The sequence below is a fragment of the Qingshengfaniella alkalisoli genome (assembly GCF_007855645.1).
GTDB lineage: Bacteria > Pseudomonadota > Alphaproteobacteria > Rhodobacterales > Rhodobacteraceae > Qingshengfaniella > Qingshengfaniella alkalisoli.
The window spans coordinates 1,849,537-1,865,537 of sequence record NZ_CP042261.1; the positions used below are offsets into that span (position 1 = coordinate 1,849,537).

The window sequence follows — 16,001 nt, forward strand, 5'->3', positions numbered from 1 at the left end:
GGAGGGTTCTCATGGACAGCACAGCAGACCAGCGCAGCCGAGGCTTTCTGGATTCGATCTGGGCACGCCTGATCGCGCTCGTGATTGCGGCCCTGCTTTTGTTCGCTCTCTGGGCGAGTTGGAACACGGAGATCACAGCGCTGGTGCGCGGCAACCTGTCCGCGCCCGCGATCATCGAACAGCCCAAACCGGACGCGAATGTCGTCAATGTCGCCCTACAGGACTGCCTGACCAAACGCATCGGTGATGTCGAGCAGATGCAATCAGAAGGCATCCTGAGCGATCACCAGTACGAAGATTTCCGGCAAAACGCCGAGCAGCTTTGCTACGCGCAACACCAGAAGTGATCAGTCGTCAATCACAAAATCTTTCGGCGACAGCGCAGCGTCGCGTTCGCGCAGGTCGTCTTCCGTGGTGCGGGTCAAGGGCTTCGCGCGATAGCTGAAGGGGTCATCGCCACCTTCCGCCTGCGCCTTGACGCGGCAGGTATCGCACATCTCGATTAGGCGTGCCCGGTCAGCCGTTGCAAACATGGAATGCTGGCCCGCCAACTTGCTGCGTATCCGTTCAATGGTGGATCTCGGGGCAAACTCTTCACCGCAAGAAATGCAGGCGAAGGGTTCATCCTCCTTCAAGGTCTCGGGGCGCATAGCATCGGGTGACAGATTCAGTTGCGGTTCCAACGACAGCGCATCTTCCGGACAGGTCGCAACGCACAGCCCGCACTGAACACAAGCCGCCTCCGTGAACCGAAGCGTCGGCACCCCGGGAGTATCCATCATTGCGCTGGCCGGACAAGCCGACACGCAGGACATGCAAAGCGTGCAGGCACTGGTATCTATATTAACGCGCCCGTAAGGCGCGTTCGCAGGCAGACTGTCGACCCGCTCCACCCCCGCAACATTCAGGGCCGAAAAGGCCAGGCGCGCGGTTTCTCGCTTGGCACCCGCAGCGTTGACGAAACTGCGCACGGCGCTCGCTGGCTTGGGCGCAGACCATAGCAGTTCTTCGATTTTCTCAGGATCGGCATCCTCGACCAGCACAACCTTGTCCTGGCCCTGCCCCAGCCCAGTGCATATCCGATTGGCAAGATCGGTTTCATACTGCAGGGGCTCGATCTCCGCACCCAATGCGGGGTCCGTCAAACAAACAATTCGTCCGACACCGCTGGCGAGCAGCGCAGCCATTTCGACATGCCCCAGACTGGTCGCCGCATGCAGGGGCTGCGGAATGACATTGGCGGGTAGCCCACGACCGAATCGAGCCATCATGGCGATCAATTCATCACCAAAGCCCTCAGGATACAGCAGTAGCACCGCATCCTCGCCCCCCGCATCATAGTAACGCCGAATCATCAACTGCACGCGCCCGACCAGATCAACGCGCGCCGGATAGCGATAGGTGATCGCTCCTGTCGGGCAGACAGCCGCGCAGCTTCCGCAGCCGCCGCAAATGAGCGGGTCAATCGATACGCCGTCCCCGTCTTCCGAAATCGCGCTTGCGGGACACGCATCCAGACATTTGCTGCATCCCGCGATCTTTGACCGGGAATGTGCGCAGACAGGGGCGTCGTAGCTGACATAGATCGGCTTCTCGAACTCCCCGACCATGTCCACCGCTTGCAACACCGCTTCCATAACTGCCGCAGGACGTGCCGGATCCACGCGGAAATAGCCGTCGCGATGTGCTTCGCCGCTGACCAATGGTCGGCCACCGCTGACATCGACGATCAGGGAGTATTGCGTGTCTGGCGGTAACGACTGCGGTACAAATCTGGGGACATCGCGCGAACTTGGCCGCAGCGCCGCATGATCCGCGAAAGTAACGCGGAAGCCACCAAAAGATCCCGTCACGCTACGCACCCGTCCTCGAAAAACCGGGACATCGGCGGTGACTGGCGGCAGAAAATCATCCACGTCCCGCAAGACCAGCGTGACGGACAGATGCGACGACAGATGCCTTGCCAAATCATAGGCCTGTTGCCCCTTGCCATATACCAGACATGAGCCATCCGAATTGATCGTCTTCAGGCGTGCTGGCGCCGCCCGATACGAAGCCCCGGCAAGTAGCGCCTCAATCTTGGGACCGGCGTGTGTCGCGTCCTGCGACCAACCGGCCGTTTCGCGAATGTTGACGAAGGTGACGTCACTCCGTCCCGCTTCTTCCGCGATTTCGGCAAACAGCGGGGCCTCCTGCGTGCAGCCGACCAGCAGCGGACCGCCCAGGCCCAACGCTTCCTCGAATCGGGAGAGCTGCGCACGACACAATTCGTTCGATACTGACGCTAGATCGTTGCGCTCGCCCGACTTCACCGTATCAAACGACATCGTTTTGCCGCAGGTGCAAAGCAGGCATTTTGGCGTGGCTACGGTCATTCGACCCTCTGGCTGGCACTATGCTGATATCGAGACTAGGCACTTGCCCCACGCATCTCAACCACAACTTGCGCTGCAACTGTCATGCACTACTATCGGACACAAGGAGGTTCCCATGCCAAGCATCGAACAGCGCGAAACCAGTCTTCCGGTGGGCGTGATCGTCGAGAAACGACGCTCCAACCATCCTTGGATGGACTGGGGCTGGAAACCTGTGGAGGTCTTTCACGCCCTCGATCTGTCGCTGGCGCGCTGGACCGTCATGCATTCTGCCGACGACCTGACGCGTTACTATGCCGGTTTCACAACCGTTGCCCTGCACCGCAAGGACAGTGAAGCCCTGCGCCTGAACCTTATGCTGAACACGCCGGAGATTTATGTCGCGCTTGCCCCTCAAACGGATGAGCCCGGATTTCCGTGGAAGCTGAAGGGTGTCACGGCGTCATCCTATGACGCGCAGGACTGGCTGGACGGCGACAGCCTGCTGGTCGAGAAACTGCCGATGCCGGATCCTGTCGCTGCATTCATCCAAGCCTTTGTCGAGCATCATCACATCGATATGCCGTTCAAGAAGCGCAAACGGGACCGTCTTGACATCGAGGAACAGAAATTCGGCAAGCACCCCGTCTTTACCCCGCTGACACGGCAATAGCATGACCCACGAAGATTTCCTGACCCGCTGGTCCCGCCGCAAACGTGAACCAGCAACACCCGAGGCTCCGGACGACGCCCTGCCCGCAGTATCCGACGAAGAGCTGGAAACAAATCGTAAGGCCGCCGAAGACATCGACCTCACGAGCCTGACCCGCCATTCTGACCTGTCGGTGTTCTTTAAGGCAGGCGTGCCCCATCTTCTGCGCAACAGGGCGCTGGCGACGGTTTGGCGCGGCGATCCCGTGTTCGCCAATCTCGACGGGTTGGTCGATCACGCCGAGGATTTTCACGACCCCAAACAAGTGCAGCCTGGCTACAAATCCGCATGGGAGGCTGGCAAAGGATACGCCAAACGGATAGCTGAAACCCTGTCTGAGCCGGAAAAAACCGCACCAAGCGAGGAGGTCGCGCAGGCCGAGCCTTCGCCCTCAGCGCCAGTCAATGAACGGCAGGGGTTGCCCGAGACCGAAGATATCCCGGATGACGCTGACACAATGCCGAAAGTCTCTCTACGCCACCGCCTCGGGCTGGATACCGCCTGAACCATTCTTGGTATGGCTGCGCTACGGGCCTAGACCATCAAGACAGTCGACAACCAGCGAGACTGCAATGACCGTGAGCACGCCGCTCACACTAAACGACGCCGGCATTTCCTCTTCTATTCATCTGCTGAGATAGCTGTTCGGGGCAGGGTGCAGATCGGGCGAGCCATCTGAACGCCGAACTTCGCGCCACCGGCCTGCCGTCTTGGCCAGAGATATGTTGGTCTACTGTCACGGATCAGGCATCTTCGGACTTGGAACAGGTCGTCCGCACGCCGCGTGCGATGATCGCCTCCCTGCCACCGAAGCTGCCGATCCGCGCTCTATGGCCCGACATGGCATCGGTCAAGGCGAGACGAAGCATACCTATTAGAGATCTGGATCAGCTGCGCTTGACACGATGCGCGGGATCAAGGGACCGATCCGGACAACATCATGAATCCGGGCACGATCTTCAGCTTGTAGGCGAAGGAAGGGCCGTTCGCGCCGGCCCTCACCCACTGGTCATTCAGATTCGTCCGCGGATTTCGCGTTAAGAAGACCGTATTTTTCTTTGCCGAGCGTGTCGTACAGCTCGATCTGCGTTTCCAGAAAGTCAATGTGACCTTCTTCATCCGTGATAAGTTCCTCGAACAGATTCTTGGAAACGTAGTCGCCGACCTTGTCGCAATGCTCGCGCGCCTCGATGTAAAGCGTGCGTGCATCGTGTTCACCCGCAAGATCCGCTTCCAGCGTTTCTTTCAGGTCCTGGCCGATGCGGAGAGGGTCCAGCTTTTGCAGGTTCGGATGACCTTCAAGAAAAATGATTCGTTCGATCAGCTTGTCGGCATGATGCATTTCTTCGATGCTTTCGGCACGGGACTTGTCCGCGATCTTGCCGTAGCCCCAGTCTTCCTGAAGACGATAATGCAGCCAGTACTGGCTGACGGCCGTTAGCTCACTTCTGAGCGCGGCGTTGAGATACTCGATTACTTTGGTGTCGCCCTTCATCTTGGGTCCCCTGTGTCGGCGCGCGCCTCAGGCCGCGCAACTGCATTGGAACCTCAAAACTGTCACAATTTTCCATAGTTGCAAGGAAAACCGGTAGGCAGCCGCCACAATCGGGGCGCTTGCCAAGCGCACGATAGACTTTGCCGGGAGTGATGACCGTTTCGGGGTCGGATGCACGCATCCAGTCAACAGCGCTGCGGATCTCGTGATCCGTGATCGCGTTGCAATGGCATACAAGCATTTAGAACCCCTTCGGCGACGTCGAACTTGGAACGATGAATCACCAAGTCGTGCGAGCTCAATCTGAGTAAAACCATCAGCAATGTCAATTCCGATTGTTTTACTCACAATCAACAGCCTGTGACGCACACAAGTGCTAGCAACTGTATTTGACAGATAAAGCCGCGCTCGATCTCGACACATGATGGGCAGAACGAGAGAAGGACCATCTCGACGCAAAAGAGCACGAACAGCGCTCTATGAAATGATTGAAGGCGGCTTTTGCATGCGATTGGTTTGTGGCGGATTGGGTGACGGCCATTTCGCGAATTTCCCGACACGTAGTGAAACGCCATGATGCACGAAATTACGTTATCTGTAAGTATGTTAGATATCGGTCGTTGTTTTGACGGGTTGCAATGTGTTTCAGGAAATATCAATATCGTTGGCAGATGGTTGGGCAGATGACCAAGATTGGAACCGAACCGTGCCAAGGTTGGCAGACAGGCTTTCACCACTCGCGATTTCAAAGCTGAAACCGAAACCCGGTTCGGCGGTTTCCACGTTTCACGCGGTGGGCGGGGTTGCTGGCCTTCACCTGCAAGTCACTCCCACGGGTGGGAGGTCATGGGTGCTTCGTGTTCGCTACGGCGGCAAGCGGAGGCATATCGGGCTTGGCCCATATCCTGAACTGTCAGTATCCGACGCTTATGCGGCCGCACGGCAGGCGAAGGATGACATTGCAAAGGGGCGCGATCCGATTGCGGAGCGACGCGCGGCTGCACTGTCCCTGCGGGACGCGCTGACCTTTTCGCAGGCGATGGAGCAATTCCTAGAGAACAAGTTGGCCGAGTTTCGGAACGACAAGCACCGGAAGCAATGGTGTGCGACGCTGGACAAGTATGCGGTGCCTATTATTGGCGACACGATGGTTGCGCACCTGACCGTGCAGGACATGCTGCGGACGCTAGAGCCCATCTGGACCACCAAGACGGAAACCGCGTCCCGGCTGCGCGGCCGGATCGAAGCGGTGATTTCATGGGCCACGGTCGCGGGCCACCGCACCGGCGACAATCCGGCCCGGTGGAAGGGCAATCTTGATGCAATCCCTCCAAAGCCCGGAAAGGTGGCCAAGGGTGGCAATCATCCTGCACTGGCGCTGGACGATGCAGCCGACTGGTTTGCGGATCTTCGCGGAAGGATCGGCACCGCAACCCGCGCACTGGAATTTGTCGCCCTGACCGCCGCGCGCTCCGGTGAAGTTCGCGGCGCTACATGGGCAGAGATTGATCTGGACAAGGCAATCTGGACGATCCCCGCTGATCGGATGAAGATGGCCCGAGAACACCGCGTGCCGCTCACGTCCGAAGCCGTGGCGCTGTTGAGGGCGTTGCCACGGATGGAAGGCAGTCCCTATGTGTTCCCGGCACTGCGGGGCGGAATGCTGACGGACATGGCCCTTTCCGCCTGTATGAGACGGATCAACGAAGCGCGGGAGGGTGGATACCGGGATCAGCGTTCGGGGCGTCCTGCGGTCCCTCATGGGCTGCGCAGCACCTTCCGGGATTGGGCCGCAGAGAGAACCGAGTTTCCCCGAGACATGGCAGAAATAGCCCTGGCACATACTGTCGGCTCCGAGGTCGAGCGCGCATACCGGCGCAGTGACATGGTGGAGCGTCGCCGGGCCATGATGGCGGCGTGGGGCCGGTTCCTGCGTGGCGAGGCAGGGCAGAAAGTGGTGGCGATCAATGGCTGATACCAAGAGATTTCCCGGTGATACGCTGCAGGCTATCGAGGATCTGCAATACGATCCCGACGCCGCCTTGCGCCGGATTGCAGCGCTGCTACGTGCAGGGGAAGCAACGCAATCGTTCCTGTCCTCACTTGCTGACCTGATGGACCCTGATTTGCGTCCGCGCGATTGGGAGCCGAATGTAAAATTGGTGGTTAAACGTGGCCGCAGGGGTCAGCCGCCTAGCAAGCCCAACACCGCACTTGGCCTATTCCTTCATCAAAGAATCGACTACGGCGAAACGAATTACGATGCTGCGGTTACAGAGGCTTGCGAGCGATATGGCGCTGACCGTGAGGAATGCCGGAAGGCACTCAAGCGAGTGCGGGAGATTCATGAACCGTTGCCCGTGCGTAGCGACGAAGAAGAATAACACCCTGAAATCATTAGAGCGCACAAGTATTCCGCAATTCTTGCGCCTGTGATTCTGTTGCCTGAACTACCGCTCGTCATGCACCAGAATGTGCATGACACAGAACGCAACTAAATCCGATCTGGATACAGCGGCACGGTCGAAAAGCGGCCCTGATAGCCTCAATGGCCAGACCTTTCTTCGCGATACACAGGTAGCGCAACGCTACGGCGTTTCCCGCGTCACGATCTGGCGCTGGGTGAAGGACGGTCACGCATTCCCGAAACCGATCAAGCTGACCGACGCGGTGACGCGCTGGAAGCTGTCCGACCTGGAAGCATGGGAGGCAGCCCGCGCGGCTGCATGAAGGGGATCTGAAAAAACAAGACCCCGCGTTGCAGCGCGGGGCCAAGCGGCAACCGACATTCACGGGTTGGGCGGGGTTGTCGCGAGTAAAATGCTACCGCGTAACGGGCCACAGCACAAGGGCAGCTATTCCGCGCAATGCGGTCTCCCCAAGCCCTAAGGCCCCGCTGCCACCCTTTGGCGGCGAACATGGGGGAGCGGACCGAGCCGAGGGAAAGGCAGGTCTGACCTAAGCGGCGGGCTCGTCTCAGAGGGATGGTCAAGATCGCGGCGGTCAGGGCGGGAGACGGGGTTTCATCCCCTGTCACTGTAACCCGCTTTCTGACCGTCACAACGGGTCTGAACTCGTGGGATGGGTACCAAGGACGAACGGCAGGAACAGAGGGATAGAGAGCAGTAATGAACATAGAAGCCCGAAATCGCCTCGCGGAATCGGCAGACGACTATCCGCACGAAATCATCCGGTCTAACCGGCACCGCGTCATTCGTTGTCGCAACGGCATTCAATGGATCATTCAGCGCCGACGCGCTGTTGGAAGCCAATGGGACGGTCGGCATTACTGCGCCACCCGCAAGGCACTGATCGAACTGTGGCAGGCGGAAACCGGGGAGTCTGGGCCTGCTGCGCTCGCATCCCTGCCCATCACGATCACCGGGGTGGCGTGATGCAGGCCGGGCAACTCACTGATCGCGTCATCTTCGAACGCCGCACCCAGGTGAGCGACGGTGCTGGCGGCTACGTCAACGATTGGGTTGAGGTCACAACCACTCTGGCAAAGGTCGAGCGCATTAGCGGTGTGTCGCAGGAAGTCGAGCGCATGAATGCCGGTGGACTGATTGCCGCGCCCCCGGTGCGCGTCCACCTTCGAGCCACAGCATCCACGCGGGAAATTGCCACCAAGGATCGAGCGCGCAACCTGACGACAGGCGAGATGATGGACGTGCAGAGCATTCAGCCCGGATCGCGCCGCCGTCTGGTGCTCACATGCCTGCTGACGGAGGTGGTGTGATGATCGCTCGCAGCCGCGCCCCTGATCTGGTCCCAATGCCCCCGATTTATGTGCGGTGGGGCACCGTGCGTGGGGGTTCTCTATTCGCGCTGTGCTCAAAAACTCTCGTTGTAAAAATCCAAGTATATTGTGCCAATTTCGCGACCCGATCCATCCGCCACTTTGTGGTGGCCGGTGTCGAACTTACCGTTCTCAAGCTTGGTGGCCAAGTCTCGCAGAGTCGCCGCCACATTAGGCACCACATCCTTGTTGGAATCGCCTTTGGCGACAATTTCAATGTCCACTTGAAGGCATGCATGCATGCCTTCCTCAAAGTCATCGTCCCACTTCATGCTCGCGCTGTCCTCCTGAGTGCATTTGACAATCTCGGGAGGCTGTCATGAAGTCTTCCACCAAAGCAATCCATTTCCTTGAAAGCCTCAAAATTCCAGAGGGGCCGAAAGCCGGTCAGCCGGTGAAACTGGCACCGTTCCAAAAGCAATTCGTCAAAGGCGCTTTGGCAGACGGAATCAATGTCGCGGTTCTGTCCATTGGACGCGGGAACGCAAAAACCGCCCTTTCGGCCGGGATTGCGTTGGGCGCGGTTATGGGGAAGTGGGACCGTCAGCCACGCCGGGAAATCGTGATCGCAGCACGGACGCGGGATCAGGGCCGAATTGCCTTTGACTTCGTGGTGGGGTTCATTCGGTCCCTGCCTGCCGAAGAACAAAAGCTGTTCACGATCCGGCGAAGCCCACGCCTTGAAATCGAATATGAAGGTGATGGCGGCGGGCACTTCATCCGCGTGATTGCAGCGGACGGAAAATCCGCGCTCGGTTCGGCCCCGACGCTGGTGCTGATGGACGAACGCGGCCACTGGCAGGCCGATCAGGGTGACGCGCTGGAACACGCCCTGTTGTCGGGTCTCGGAAAGCGCGGTGGCCGTGCGCTGATAATTTCAACATCTGCACCCGACGACGCACACCCGTTTTCGGTCTGGTTGGACGAAGCGCAGGAAGGGGTTTACCGGCAGGAACACCGCCCGGCACCAAGCCTTGCACCCGACGATCTGGAAAGCCTGAAACTGGCCAATCCGGGCGCGGAACACGGTATCGGTTCTTCGCTGGAATGGCTGCAAGGTCAGGCGCGGCGTGCTATCGCGCGAGGCGGCTCCACGCTGACCGGGTTCCGTCTCTACAACCGGAACGAACGCGTCAGCGGCGAAACCCGCGACCTTCTGCTGACGGTTGACGAATGGCTCGCCTGCGAAGCTGACGATATGCCGCCGCGCGAGGGTCAGGTTGTTGTCGGGATCGACCTTGGCGGTTCTGCGTCCATGTCCGCTGCGGCGCTCTATTGGCCTGATACCGGACGGCTTGAGGCGCATGGCTGGTTTCCGTCAAAGCCCGGCCTCTTGGATCGCGGTCAGAATGACGGCGTGAACGACCGCTATCTGCAAATGCAGGACCGGGGCGAATTGTCTACACTTGGCGACCAGACCGTTCCGGTTGCGCCGTGGCTGGTCGAAATCATGCGCCATGTCGAGGGCGAAGCCGTCGCGGCGCTGGTCGCTGACCGATACAAACAGGCAGAAATTGGCGAGGCCATTTCAAAGGCTGGTCTGCGCTGTCCGGTGGTCTGGCGTGGTATGGGCTTCAAGGATGGCGGCGAGGACGCGGAACGATTCCGGCGCGCGGCCTATGACGGCAAAGTGTGCTCTGCACCGTCTCTGTTGCTTCGCAGCGCCTTCGCAGATGCGGTCTGCCTGCGTGATCCTTCAAACAACATCAAATTGGCAAAAGCCCGTTCGAATGGCCGGATAGACGCCGCATGTGCGGCGGTTCTGGCGGTCGCTCAAGGCGCCCGGATCTTGGGCCGTCCCGCAGCCAAAGGGGGGCGAGTCCTATGGGCGTGATGCGCGAACACCGACGCCACAGCCGGGCCGTCACGAAGTCCCGGCGCTGGAAAGCCATGCGGATGCAGGCGTTGGAACGGGACGGTTGGCAATGCGTCCGCTGCGGAGAACGGCGGCGGCTGGAAGTGGACCATATCGAGCCGGTCAGGAATCGGCCGGATCTGTCCTACACCTTGAGCAATCTCCAAACGCTCTGCGGCCGCTGTCATGCCCGCAAAACCCGAATTGAGGTTGGCATGGGCCAGCCCAATCCCGCCCGCGAGGCGTGGAAGTCCCTGCTGCGTGAAATGCAGCGCAAACCTATCGAGGAAAGGAAACGGAATGCTTGATAGCGTTCGTATTCAGCGCAGACAGTCGGAAATCCGGCAGGCGCTTGCGGAACTGGTCGGGAAGGACTCTCCGACCGAGGATGAAACCCGGCAGATGGAAACCTTGGACGCGGAGTATCGCGCCAATGAGGTCAAGTATCGTGCCGCCCTGATCGCAGAGGACACCGAACGGCGCGAAGCCGGTGCGGAACTGGAAACCCGCTCGGATCGCGAATGGTCGGATCTGATGTGCCAGTTCGAAATGCGGCAGGTTGCGCTTTCTCTGGACGAAGGGCGGCAACTGGACGGTGCGACCAGCGAAATCGTCACGGAATTGCGCGGCGTCGGTGGCTATCGCGGTATCCCGGTTCCATGGGAGGCGCTGGAAATCCGTGCCGGCGAAACCGTCGCAGACGGAACACCCGACCCTATCCGCACCGCACCGATCATTGACCGCCTGTTTGCTTCGTCGGTCGCGGCGCGCATGGGCGGCCGGATGATTAACGTGGGCGTCGGTGAGGTTGAATATCCGGTTTCCACGTCTGCCGTCACCGCGGGATGGGCTGCGACCGAGACCGGCGCGGTTGCTGCACCTGCGGCCTATACCACCGTTGATCGCCCGCTTGCTCCAAACCACAATCTTGGCATCCAGATGCGGCTTACCCGCAAGACGCTGAAACAGAGTGGAGCCGGACTTGAACAGGCTGTGCGCCGTGACATGAGCGGCGCGGTTGAGGTCGCACTGGACCGGGCTGTTTTCCTTGGCAGCGGGTCCGCTGGCGAGCCTACCGGCCTGTTTGCTGGTGCGTCGGCATGGGGGATCGAGGAAACCGCAGTCGATGCGACGGCAACTTGGGCGGAAATCCGTTCCGAGGTGGTCGGCTTCATCACTGGCAACGCGGCGACCGGACCCGGTGACGTGCGCGGCCTGTTCCGTCCTGAAATCTGGGACGGCATGGACGGGACCGTTTGGGATGCTGGCAGCGGCATCACTGAATGGGACCGGATGGCTGGACGGCTCGGCGCAACAGTGCTGTCGCACAATGCGCTTGCCGCACCGACAGGCGACCCTGCCGAATCCAGCGCGGTTCTGACCACCAGCGCAGGCGGTGTTGCTCCGTTCTTCGTCGGGACGTGGGGCGCGATTGACCTTATCCGTGATCCTTATTCGGACGCGGCATCTGGTGGTCTGCGGCTTACGGCTCTGGCGACGATGGACGTGACGGTTTCCCGCGCGGTGCAGACCCGCATTCTGACCGGGCTGCAATAATGCTGTGGGGCGGTTCACAAGGCGGGCTTGAAATCCGCACGACGGCAGGCGGGGAAACCCGCCTGACCGGCCGTTTTCCATATCGCAGCCCGACCGAATTGCGCCAAGGGCGGCGCGAGGTTTTCGAGTCCAGGGCGTTCGGCAGTCGCGTCTCATCCGGGGAGGACGTGCATCTACTGGTTGGCCACGATTACGAAAAGCCGCTGGCAAGCCGTTCGGCGGGATCGCTCACACTTTCCGATGATGATGAAGCCCTATCATTTGAAGCGCGCATATCGCCCGAAATGCGAGCGGTGGGGTTCGTTCGTGACTTCCTTGGCACCCTAGCGGCCGGGCTGGTCGGCGGCATCTCTCCCGGCTTCGTTGTGCCGCAGGGCGGTGATGAAGTTCGCCACGAAGGCGGCGGCGTTCTTCGCACGGTGCGCCAGGCCAATCTCTTTGAAATCAGCGTAGTGACGAAACCGGCCTATCCACAAGCACAGGTAGAGGCGCGGAACTGGACACCTGAGCCCGACAGCCGCCGCCCGCCCCGGCTGCATGGCCGAAATCGGTGGAGACTCTGACATGGCGGTGACAATCACACAAAACGAGATCGCCCCGGACCAATTTCCAGAGATCGCGCCATATCCACACCGGCATGTTGATGACCTGCTGCCCGAGGAAGCGGCGCTTAGCCATATGGTGATCTGGCAACGAATAGAGCAGTATATCGCCTATCGTTTCGTCCCGCGCACCGTGGTCTGGCACGTCGAAGGCGAGGGCCATTGGACGCCACCGCTTGCCCCGGCGACGATCACGGCGGCGTTGGTTTGGGAAAACGGCGGCTGGTCCGAAACGACGCTGCCCGCGGGGCCGTATGGATACTGCCTGCCCGGTGATGGTCCTTATAAAATCACGGCAACCGTGGGTGAGGAAGGCGCGACGGTGCCGGAGGACGTGCACGAGGCTTACCGGCGGCTGCACGAATACTTTCGCGGCGTTGCAGAGCAATTCAAGGCGGATGCGGCATTACGATCCTTCGATGGCGATGACATTGCGCCCAACTGGACCGCACGCGCACTTCAACTCAGCGGGGCGGCTGATCTGCTGCGCCCATACCGGAGGGTTTAATATGGGCATGATGGACTGGTTCCGGCGCAGGCAGCCGGAAGAAACCCGCTCTGCAATGTCGGGTTTCACCGCCGAGTTGATGGCGGCGCGGGAAAGCTATGTCAGCGGTCGGCGCGGCATCGCAGAACTGACCGCAACTGTGCAGGCCGCAGTCAGCCTGTGGGAGAACGGTCTGGCCCTTGCCGACGTGTCTGGTACTGATTTGCTCGATTGGCACTGTCGCAGCCTCGTTGGCCGGTCGCTAGCGCTACGGGGCGAAGCTGTGATGCTCATCCGCGAGGATGGGCTTGTACCGTGCTCTGACTGGGATCTTCGGACTCGGCACGGCAAGCCAACGGCCTACCGAGTCAGCATTTCCGAAGCCGATGGCGGCACGACACGAACCGCCCTCGCTGCGGAAGTCCTGCACTTCCGGGTCGGAACCGATGTGGCAGCGCCATGGATTGGCACCGCTCCGTTGAAGCGTGCGCAACTGACCGCTGGTCTTTTGCAGGCCGTCGAAACCGCGCTTTCCGAGGTCTATGAAAACGCGCCGCTCGGCTCGCAAATCGTGCCCATGCCAGAAATGCAGGATACCGACATGGAGACAATGGCGCGCGGAATCCGTGGCAAGCGGGGCCGCGTCCTGTTGCGCGAATCCGTGACCGTGGAAGCGGCCGGTGGCCCGGCACCTGCACAGGACTGGCGCGGCAATGACCTGACGCCCGATCTGCAAAGAGCCATGACACGTGAAACGCTGGTGGCCGCTCGGGATGCGATCAACATGGCGTTTGGCATCCTGCCCGGTCTTTCCGCTCCCGCCGCCACCGGCCCGCTTGTCCGCGAAGCGCAGCGCCACCTTGCACAGTGGATCTTGCAGCCCATTGCGGCCGGGATGGCGGAGGAAGCCAGCGCCAAGTTGGGCAACGAGGTCCGCATTGACGTGATGCGACCGCTCCAAGCGTTTGATGCTGGTGGCAGGGCGCGCGCGCTGACCGCAATTGTGCAGGCGATGGCACTGGCGAAAGAGACCGGCGTTGATCCAACACCGGCCATGCAGCTTGTGGATTGGGAGTCGTGAACGGTGCTGGTCATGACTCCCGCCGCACGGAGGATGAAACGGCGGCTTGAGCGTCGGCAGCGGGACGCCCTGCGCGGGCGTCTCGGCCGGCAACGCTATGACCACCTGATCAACAAGCTGGCCGCGTTCATGCGGCGGGAATGGCAGGAAGATCGCGTTCCGACCTTGCTGGCCCATGAGGGCAACCTTCGCCATTCGGTTCGGTCTGCGCTCTGCCTGCAAGGATGGAAGTGGGAAAGCGCGGATGAGATCGCGCGAGACTTGGTGCAAGCCGCGCTCGATCGCGTCGGGGCCAAGCGTCCGACCTGGCTGCAGGGCCAGCGGGAATTTGAAGAACGGTTCATAAACCGCACCCGGTGCAAAATCTGCCATTTTCAGCTGCCTGAAGGACGCCGCGTGTTCTGTTCGTCGGAGTGCGGCAGCGTGTTCGACGCACGGCTTCACCGGGTTCGATACGCTGATGAGGGACGGGCTTACGAATTAATAGCGAGGGAACGCGATGCGCCTAGATGATCTTCCGGGCGATAGCTGCGCCTTCTGCGGCGCCAGCATCGAGCACAAGACGGTGCGAGCGATGTATTGCAATTATACTTGCCGAAACCGTGACCGGCACCGGCTGGACCGCGAGTCGCGGCTGGAAGCCAACGCGGGTCGCACCTGTCCACATTGCGGCGAACCTATCCCGGCGCACTGCCGGGCTGATGCCGTCTATTGCGGACTCAACTGTAAACTGGCGGCTGCATATCGGCGTAGAAAGGAACGTCTTGGGAAAGCAAGGGCGTGACGCGTTGGCAGCTTGTGGGTGCGGCAGAACGTTTATCTGAACGCCGATAGGTTTTTGACCATTTCGTCTGAGGTTCTCCAGAGAGTCCCGACCAAGAATGGTGTCCGGGGAGCGCGGTAACTGCTTTCTGTCGGATAGCGCAGAGGATAGTCTGGGGAAGCTTGATGGAGTTCGCACAGGCAATGTATTTGCCCGCTGATTTCTTCAAGCGCATCGAAACCATCGGCCTCACCTGGGACGCCGAAGAATGGTGACGACAATCGTGCGTTTTCTAGTTCCATCTCTGCGTTTGCGTAGACGATGCCGCGCAATGGTTCGCATGCTGCGCTTTGCCAAAGTTCCAAAATCTGATGGCCTTTCCGTCCACGCGGAGGCGCTTCGCCGTTTAGAGTCAAGCAACCCTTGATGATCAGTTCCAAACCTTGCCCGGTGAGAAGAAGTGCCGGAAGCCGCACGATTTCGCCTTTCTGAATCTGTGCTTCCATAAGTGTACGGGCACCTTCGAGAAGTTGCTTTGCGACCACCGCGTATCGTTGCGCGTTGACGTGGTTCACCGTTTCAACCTTGCACCAGCACCGCCACCGTTTTCGGGGATGAATGTCGCTCCGGCGGCTTCCAATGCGCCGCGCAACGCGGCTTCCGTATCATCCCTGCCGCCGATTGGTCCGGTTCCGGCTTCAAGGCGCTTCACAGTAGGAAGCGAAACGCCCGACCGTTCCGCAAGGTCTTTCTGCGACCATCGCAGCAAAGCGCGCGCCGCCTTCACTTGCTCAACTGATACCTTTGGTATTGACATGGTGTGTCCTGTGGTGGTGTCGTGGTGATACTTCTAGCATCAACAGAAAGGAGAACTTTGCAATGGCAACCAAGGATGAGTTCTTGAACGAGATGTTCCGTCGCCGCGAAGAGACCGGCAAAACGATGGATGAGGTGGTGGACGAAGCAATCGCGGCAGGCGAATGGGCACCCAGCGAACCGCTGGAATCCTAAGAAGTCACACATCATAGCTTTCTCTGCCCGGCCAAGTGCCGGGCTTTTTGTTGGCATATGGGTGGGCATATGGATCTATGATTTCGGTTATTATTTATTTAATAACAATCACTTACAGGATTAAGTGGCGGATTGGGTGGGATTCGAACCCACGGTACGCTTCCACGCACGGTAGTTTTCAAGACTACTGCCTTCGACCGCTCGGCCACCAATCCGTATTGGACCATCTAGTGTAATCTTCCGGGCAGGGCAACGGGCCATCACGAATCTCCTGTTCTGCGGCGA

22 protein-coding genes and 1 tRNA gene are annotated in these 16,001 nt (G+C 60.0%); 16 read left to right on the top strand and 7 right to left on the bottom strand.

The window, feature by feature from the left end; genetic code table 11:
* Nucleotides 1–11 precede the first annotated feature (11 nt).
* Entirely contained in the window at nucleotides 12–347 is a 336-nt protein-coding gene (locus tag FPZ52_RS09300; RefSeq protein WP_146365173.1) for a hypothetical protein, read from the top strand.
* On the opposite strand, the gene FPZ52_RS09305 is transcribed toward FPZ52_RS09300, so the two are convergent.
* Complete coding sequence (locus FPZ52_RS09305; protein WP_146365174.1) at nucleotides 348–2,375, bottom strand: 4Fe-4S binding protein; 2,028 nt, start codon at nucleotides 2,373–2,375, stop codon at nucleotides 348–350. It lies immediately after the preceding gene.
* 115 nt (nucleotides 2,376–2,490) lie between these two features.
* On the opposite strand from FPZ52_RS09305, the gene FPZ52_RS09310 reads away from it, so the two are divergent.
* Both FPZ52_RS09310 and FPZ52_RS09315 read left to right on the top strand, forming a co-directional pair.
* Nucleotides 2,491–3,027, top strand: coding sequence for a DUF3305 domain-containing protein (locus FPZ52_RS09310; RefSeq protein ID WP_146365175.1), 537 nt, complete (start codon nucleotides 2,491–2,493; stop codon nucleotides 3,025–3,027).
* A 1-nt stretch (nucleotide 3,028) separates the two neighbouring features.
* Nucleotides 3,029–3,571: a DUF3306 domain-containing protein gene (locus FPZ52_RS09315; protein WP_146365176.1), complete on the top strand. Its 543-nt coding sequence runs from the start codon at nucleotides 3,029–3,031 to the stop codon at nucleotides 3,569–3,571.
* A 504-nt stretch (nucleotides 3,572–4,075) separates the two neighbouring features.
* Here FPZ52_RS09315 and bfr read toward each other — a convergent pair.
* Both bfr and FPZ52_RS09325 read right to left on the bottom strand, forming a co-directional pair.
* Nucleotides 4,076–4,561: a bacterioferritin gene (gene bfr, locus FPZ52_RS09320; protein WP_146365177.1), complete on the bottom strand. Its 486-nt coding sequence runs from the start codon at nucleotides 4,559–4,561 to the stop codon at nucleotides 4,076–4,078.
* Nucleotides 4,509–4,802, bottom strand: coding sequence for a (2Fe-2S)-binding protein (locus FPZ52_RS09325; protein WP_146365178.1), 294 nt, complete (start codon nucleotides 4,800–4,802; stop codon nucleotides 4,509–4,511). The genes bfr and FPZ52_RS09325 overlap by 53 nt, the downstream gene beginning before the upstream one ends.
* A 465-nt stretch (nucleotides 4,803–5,267) precedes the next feature.
* Between FPZ52_RS09325 and FPZ52_RS09330 the strand changes: the two genes are divergently transcribed.
* The 5 genes from FPZ52_RS09330 to FPZ52_RS09345 all read left to right on the top strand — a co-directional run bounded on the left by FPZ52_RS09330 (nucleotide 5,268) and on the right by FPZ52_RS09345 (nucleotide 8,300).
* Entirely contained in the window at nucleotides 5,268–6,536 is a 1,269-nt protein-coding gene (locus FPZ52_RS09330) for a tyrosine-type recombinase/integrase (protein ID WP_146365179.1), read from the top strand.
* A complete protein-coding gene (locus tag FPZ52_RS09335) occupies nucleotides 6,529–6,945 on the top strand; it encodes a hypothetical protein (RefSeq protein WP_146365180.1) in 417 nt (138 codons plus the stop codon). Before FPZ52_RS09330 ends, FPZ52_RS09335 begins: the two co-directional genes overlap by 8 nt.
* Nucleotides 6,946–7,039: 94 nt before the next feature.
* Nucleotides 7,040–7,291, top strand: coding sequence for a helix-turn-helix transcriptional regulator (locus FPZ52_RS09340; RefSeq protein WP_146365181.1), 252 nt, complete (start codon nucleotides 7,040–7,042; stop codon nucleotides 7,289–7,291).
* Between the two features lie 398 nt (nucleotides 7,292–7,689).
* Nucleotides 7,690–7,956: a hypothetical protein gene (locus FPZ52_RS18910; protein ID WP_168201297.1), complete on the top strand. Its 267-nt coding sequence runs from the start codon at nucleotides 7,690–7,692 to the stop codon at nucleotides 7,954–7,956.
* On the top strand, nucleotides 7,956–8,300 hold the full coding sequence (locus tag FPZ52_RS09345; RefSeq protein WP_168201298.1) for a head-tail adaptor protein: 345 nt from the start codon (nucleotides 7,956–7,958) through the stop codon (nucleotides 8,298–8,300). Before FPZ52_RS18910 ends, FPZ52_RS09345 begins: the two co-directional genes overlap by 1 nt.
* Nucleotides 8,301–8,395: 95 nt before the next feature.
* Here FPZ52_RS09345 and FPZ52_RS09350 read toward each other — a convergent pair whose 3' ends face one another.
* Nucleotides 8,396–8,632 carry a hypothetical protein gene (locus FPZ52_RS09350; RefSeq protein ID WP_146365183.1) on the bottom strand — a complete coding sequence of 79 codons (237 nt, stop codon included), beginning with the start codon at nucleotides 8,630–8,632 and terminating at the stop codon, nucleotides 8,396–8,398.
* Nucleotides 8,633–8,679: 47 nt separating this feature from the next.
* Between FPZ52_RS09350 and FPZ52_RS09355 the strand changes: the two genes are divergently transcribed.
* Genes FPZ52_RS09355 through FPZ52_RS09385 form a run of 7 tightly spaced genes read left to right on the top strand, consistent with a single transcriptional unit; the run spans nucleotide 8,680 to nucleotide 14,455 of the window.
* Nucleotides 8,680–10,194 carry a terminase large subunit domain-containing protein gene (locus tag FPZ52_RS09355; RefSeq protein WP_205758584.1) on the top strand — a complete coding sequence of 505 codons (1,515 nt, stop codon included), beginning with the start codon at nucleotides 8,680–8,682 and terminating at the stop codon, nucleotides 10,192–10,194.
* Nucleotides 10,185–10,523: an HNH endonuclease gene (locus FPZ52_RS09360; RefSeq protein WP_146365184.1), complete on the top strand. Its 339-nt coding sequence runs from the start codon at nucleotides 10,185–10,187 to the stop codon at nucleotides 10,521–10,523. The genes FPZ52_RS09355 and FPZ52_RS09360 overlap by 10 nt, the downstream gene beginning before the upstream one ends.
* Entirely contained in the window at nucleotides 10,516–11,772 is a 1,257-nt protein-coding gene (locus FPZ52_RS09365) for a phage major capsid protein (RefSeq protein ID WP_146365185.1), read from the top strand. The genes FPZ52_RS09360 and FPZ52_RS09365 overlap by 8 nt, the downstream gene beginning before the upstream one ends.
* Nucleotides 11,772–12,335 (top strand): HK97 family phage prohead protease, encoded by a 564-nt coding sequence (locus FPZ52_RS09370; RefSeq protein WP_146365186.1) that lies wholly within the window; start codon nucleotides 11,772–11,774, stop codon nucleotides 12,333–12,335. Before FPZ52_RS09365 ends, FPZ52_RS09370 begins: the two co-directional genes overlap by 1 nt.
* A 1-nt stretch (nucleotide 12,336) precedes the next feature.
* Nucleotides 12,337–12,882: a hypothetical protein gene (locus FPZ52_RS09375; protein WP_146365187.1), complete on the top strand. Its 546-nt coding sequence runs from the start codon at nucleotides 12,337–12,339 to the stop codon at nucleotides 12,880–12,882.
* 7 nt (nucleotides 12,883–12,889) lie between these two features.
* Nucleotides 12,890–13,942, top strand: a complete 1,053-nt coding sequence (locus tag FPZ52_RS09380; protein WP_146365188.1) for a phage portal family protein — start codon at nucleotides 12,890–12,892, stop codon at nucleotides 13,940–13,942.
* A gap of 12 nt (nucleotides 13,943–13,954) precedes the next feature.
* Complete coding sequence (locus FPZ52_RS09385) at nucleotides 13,955–14,455, top strand: hypothetical protein (RefSeq protein WP_146365189.1); 501 nt, start codon at nucleotides 13,955–13,957, stop codon at nucleotides 14,453–14,455.
* Nucleotides 14,456–14,758: 303 nt separating this feature from the next.
* On the opposite strand, the gene FPZ52_RS09390 is transcribed toward FPZ52_RS09385, so the two are convergent.
* Together FPZ52_RS09390 and FPZ52_RS09395 are read right to left on the bottom strand one after the other, a co-directional pair.
* Complete coding sequence (locus FPZ52_RS09390; RefSeq protein WP_146365190.1) at nucleotides 14,759–15,280, bottom strand: hypothetical protein; 522 nt, start codon at nucleotides 15,278–15,280, stop codon at nucleotides 14,759–14,761.
* Nucleotides 15,277–15,522, bottom strand: coding sequence for a helix-turn-helix domain-containing protein (locus FPZ52_RS09395; protein WP_146365191.1), 246 nt, complete (start codon nucleotides 15,520–15,522; stop codon nucleotides 15,277–15,279). The genes FPZ52_RS09390 and FPZ52_RS09395 overlap by 4 nt, the downstream gene beginning before the upstream one ends.
* A 62-nt stretch (nucleotides 15,523–15,584) precedes the next feature.
* Between FPZ52_RS09395 and FPZ52_RS19415 the strand changes: the two genes are divergently transcribed.
* On the top strand, nucleotides 15,585–15,716 hold the full coding sequence (locus FPZ52_RS19415) for a hypothetical protein (RefSeq protein ID WP_276617438.1): 132 nt from the start codon (nucleotides 15,585–15,587) through the stop codon (nucleotides 15,714–15,716).
* Nucleotides 15,717–15,841: 125 nt separating this feature from the next.
* Here FPZ52_RS19415 and FPZ52_RS09400 read toward each other — a convergent pair.
* A tRNA-Ser gene (locus FPZ52_RS09400) sits at nucleotides 15,842–15,931 on the bottom strand.
* Nucleotides 15,932–16,001: the final 70 nt, after the last annotated feature.

What these genes read in the sequence shown, in the direction of transcription:
- FPZ52_RS09300 (WP_146365173.1), top strand. Translation starts at nt 12, where the DNA reads ATGGACAGCACAGCAGACCAGCGCAGCCGAGGCTTTCTGGATTCGATC.
- FPZ52_RS09305 (WP_146365174.1), bottom strand. Translation starts at nt 2,375, where the DNA reads ATGACCGTAGCCACGCCAAAATGCCTGCTTTGCACCTGCGGCAAAACG.
- FPZ52_RS09310 (WP_146365175.1), top strand. Translation starts at nt 2,491, where the DNA reads ATGCCAAGCATCGAACAGCGCGAAACCAGTCTTCCGGTGGGCGTGATC.
- FPZ52_RS09315 (WP_146365176.1), top strand. Translation starts at nt 3,029, where the DNA reads ATGACCCACGAAGATTTCCTGACCCGCTGGTCCCGCCGCAAACGTGAA.
- bfr (WP_146365177.1), bottom strand. Translation starts at nt 4,561, where the DNA reads ATGAAGGGCGACACCAAAGTAATCGAGTATCTCAACGCCGCGCTCAGA.
- FPZ52_RS09325 (WP_146365178.1), bottom strand. Translation starts at nt 4,802, where the DNA reads ATGCTTGTATGCCATTGCAACGCGATCACGGATCACGAGATCCGCAGC.
- FPZ52_RS09335 (WP_146365180.1), top strand. Translation starts at nt 6,529, where the DNA reads ATGGCTGATACCAAGAGATTTCCCGGTGATACGCTGCAGGCTATCGAG.
- FPZ52_RS09340 (WP_146365181.1), top strand. Translation starts at nt 7,040, where the DNA reads ATGACACAGAACGCAACTAAATCCGATCTGGATACAGCGGCACGGTCG.
- FPZ52_RS18910 (WP_168201297.1), top strand. Translation starts at nt 7,690, where the DNA reads ATGAACATAGAAGCCCGAAATCGCCTCGCGGAATCGGCAGACGACTAT.
- FPZ52_RS09345 (WP_168201298.1), top strand. Translation starts at nt 7,956, where the DNA reads ATGCAGGCCGGGCAACTCACTGATCGCGTCATCTTCGAACGCCGCACC.
- FPZ52_RS09350 (WP_146365183.1), bottom strand. Translation starts at nt 8,632, where the DNA reads ATGAAGTGGGACGATGACTTTGAGGAAGGCATGCATGCATGCCTTCAA.
- FPZ52_RS09355 (WP_205758584.1), top strand. Translation starts at nt 8,680, where the DNA reads ATGAAGTCTTCCACCAAAGCAATCCATTTCCTTGAAAGCCTCAAAATT.
- FPZ52_RS09360 (WP_146365184.1), top strand. Translation starts at nt 10,185, where the DNA reads ATGGGCGTGATGCGCGAACACCGACGCCACAGCCGGGCCGTCACGAAG.
- FPZ52_RS09365 (WP_146365185.1), top strand. Translation starts at nt 10,516, where the DNA reads ATGCTTGATAGCGTTCGTATTCAGCGCAGACAGTCGGAAATCCGGCAG.
- FPZ52_RS09370 (WP_146365186.1), top strand. Translation starts at nt 11,772, where the DNA reads ATGCTGTGGGGCGGTTCACAAGGCGGGCTTGAAATCCGCACGACGGCA.
- FPZ52_RS09375 (WP_146365187.1), top strand. Translation starts at nt 12,337, where the DNA reads ATGGCGGTGACAATCACACAAAACGAGATCGCCCCGGACCAATTTCCA.
- FPZ52_RS09380 (WP_146365188.1), top strand. Translation starts at nt 12,890, where the DNA reads ATGATGGACTGGTTCCGGCGCAGGCAGCCGGAAGAAACCCGCTCTGCA.
- FPZ52_RS09385 (WP_146365189.1), top strand. Translation starts at nt 13,955, where the DNA reads ATGACTCCCGCCGCACGGAGGATGAAACGGCGGCTTGAGCGTCGGCAG.
- FPZ52_RS09395 (WP_146365191.1), bottom strand. Translation starts at nt 15,522, where the DNA reads ATGTCAATACCAAAGGTATCAGTTGAGCAAGTGAAGGCGGCGCGCGCT.
- FPZ52_RS19415 (WP_276617438.1), top strand. Translation starts at nt 15,585, where the DNA reads ATGGCAACCAAGGATGAGTTCTTGAACGAGATGTTCCGTCGCCGCGAA.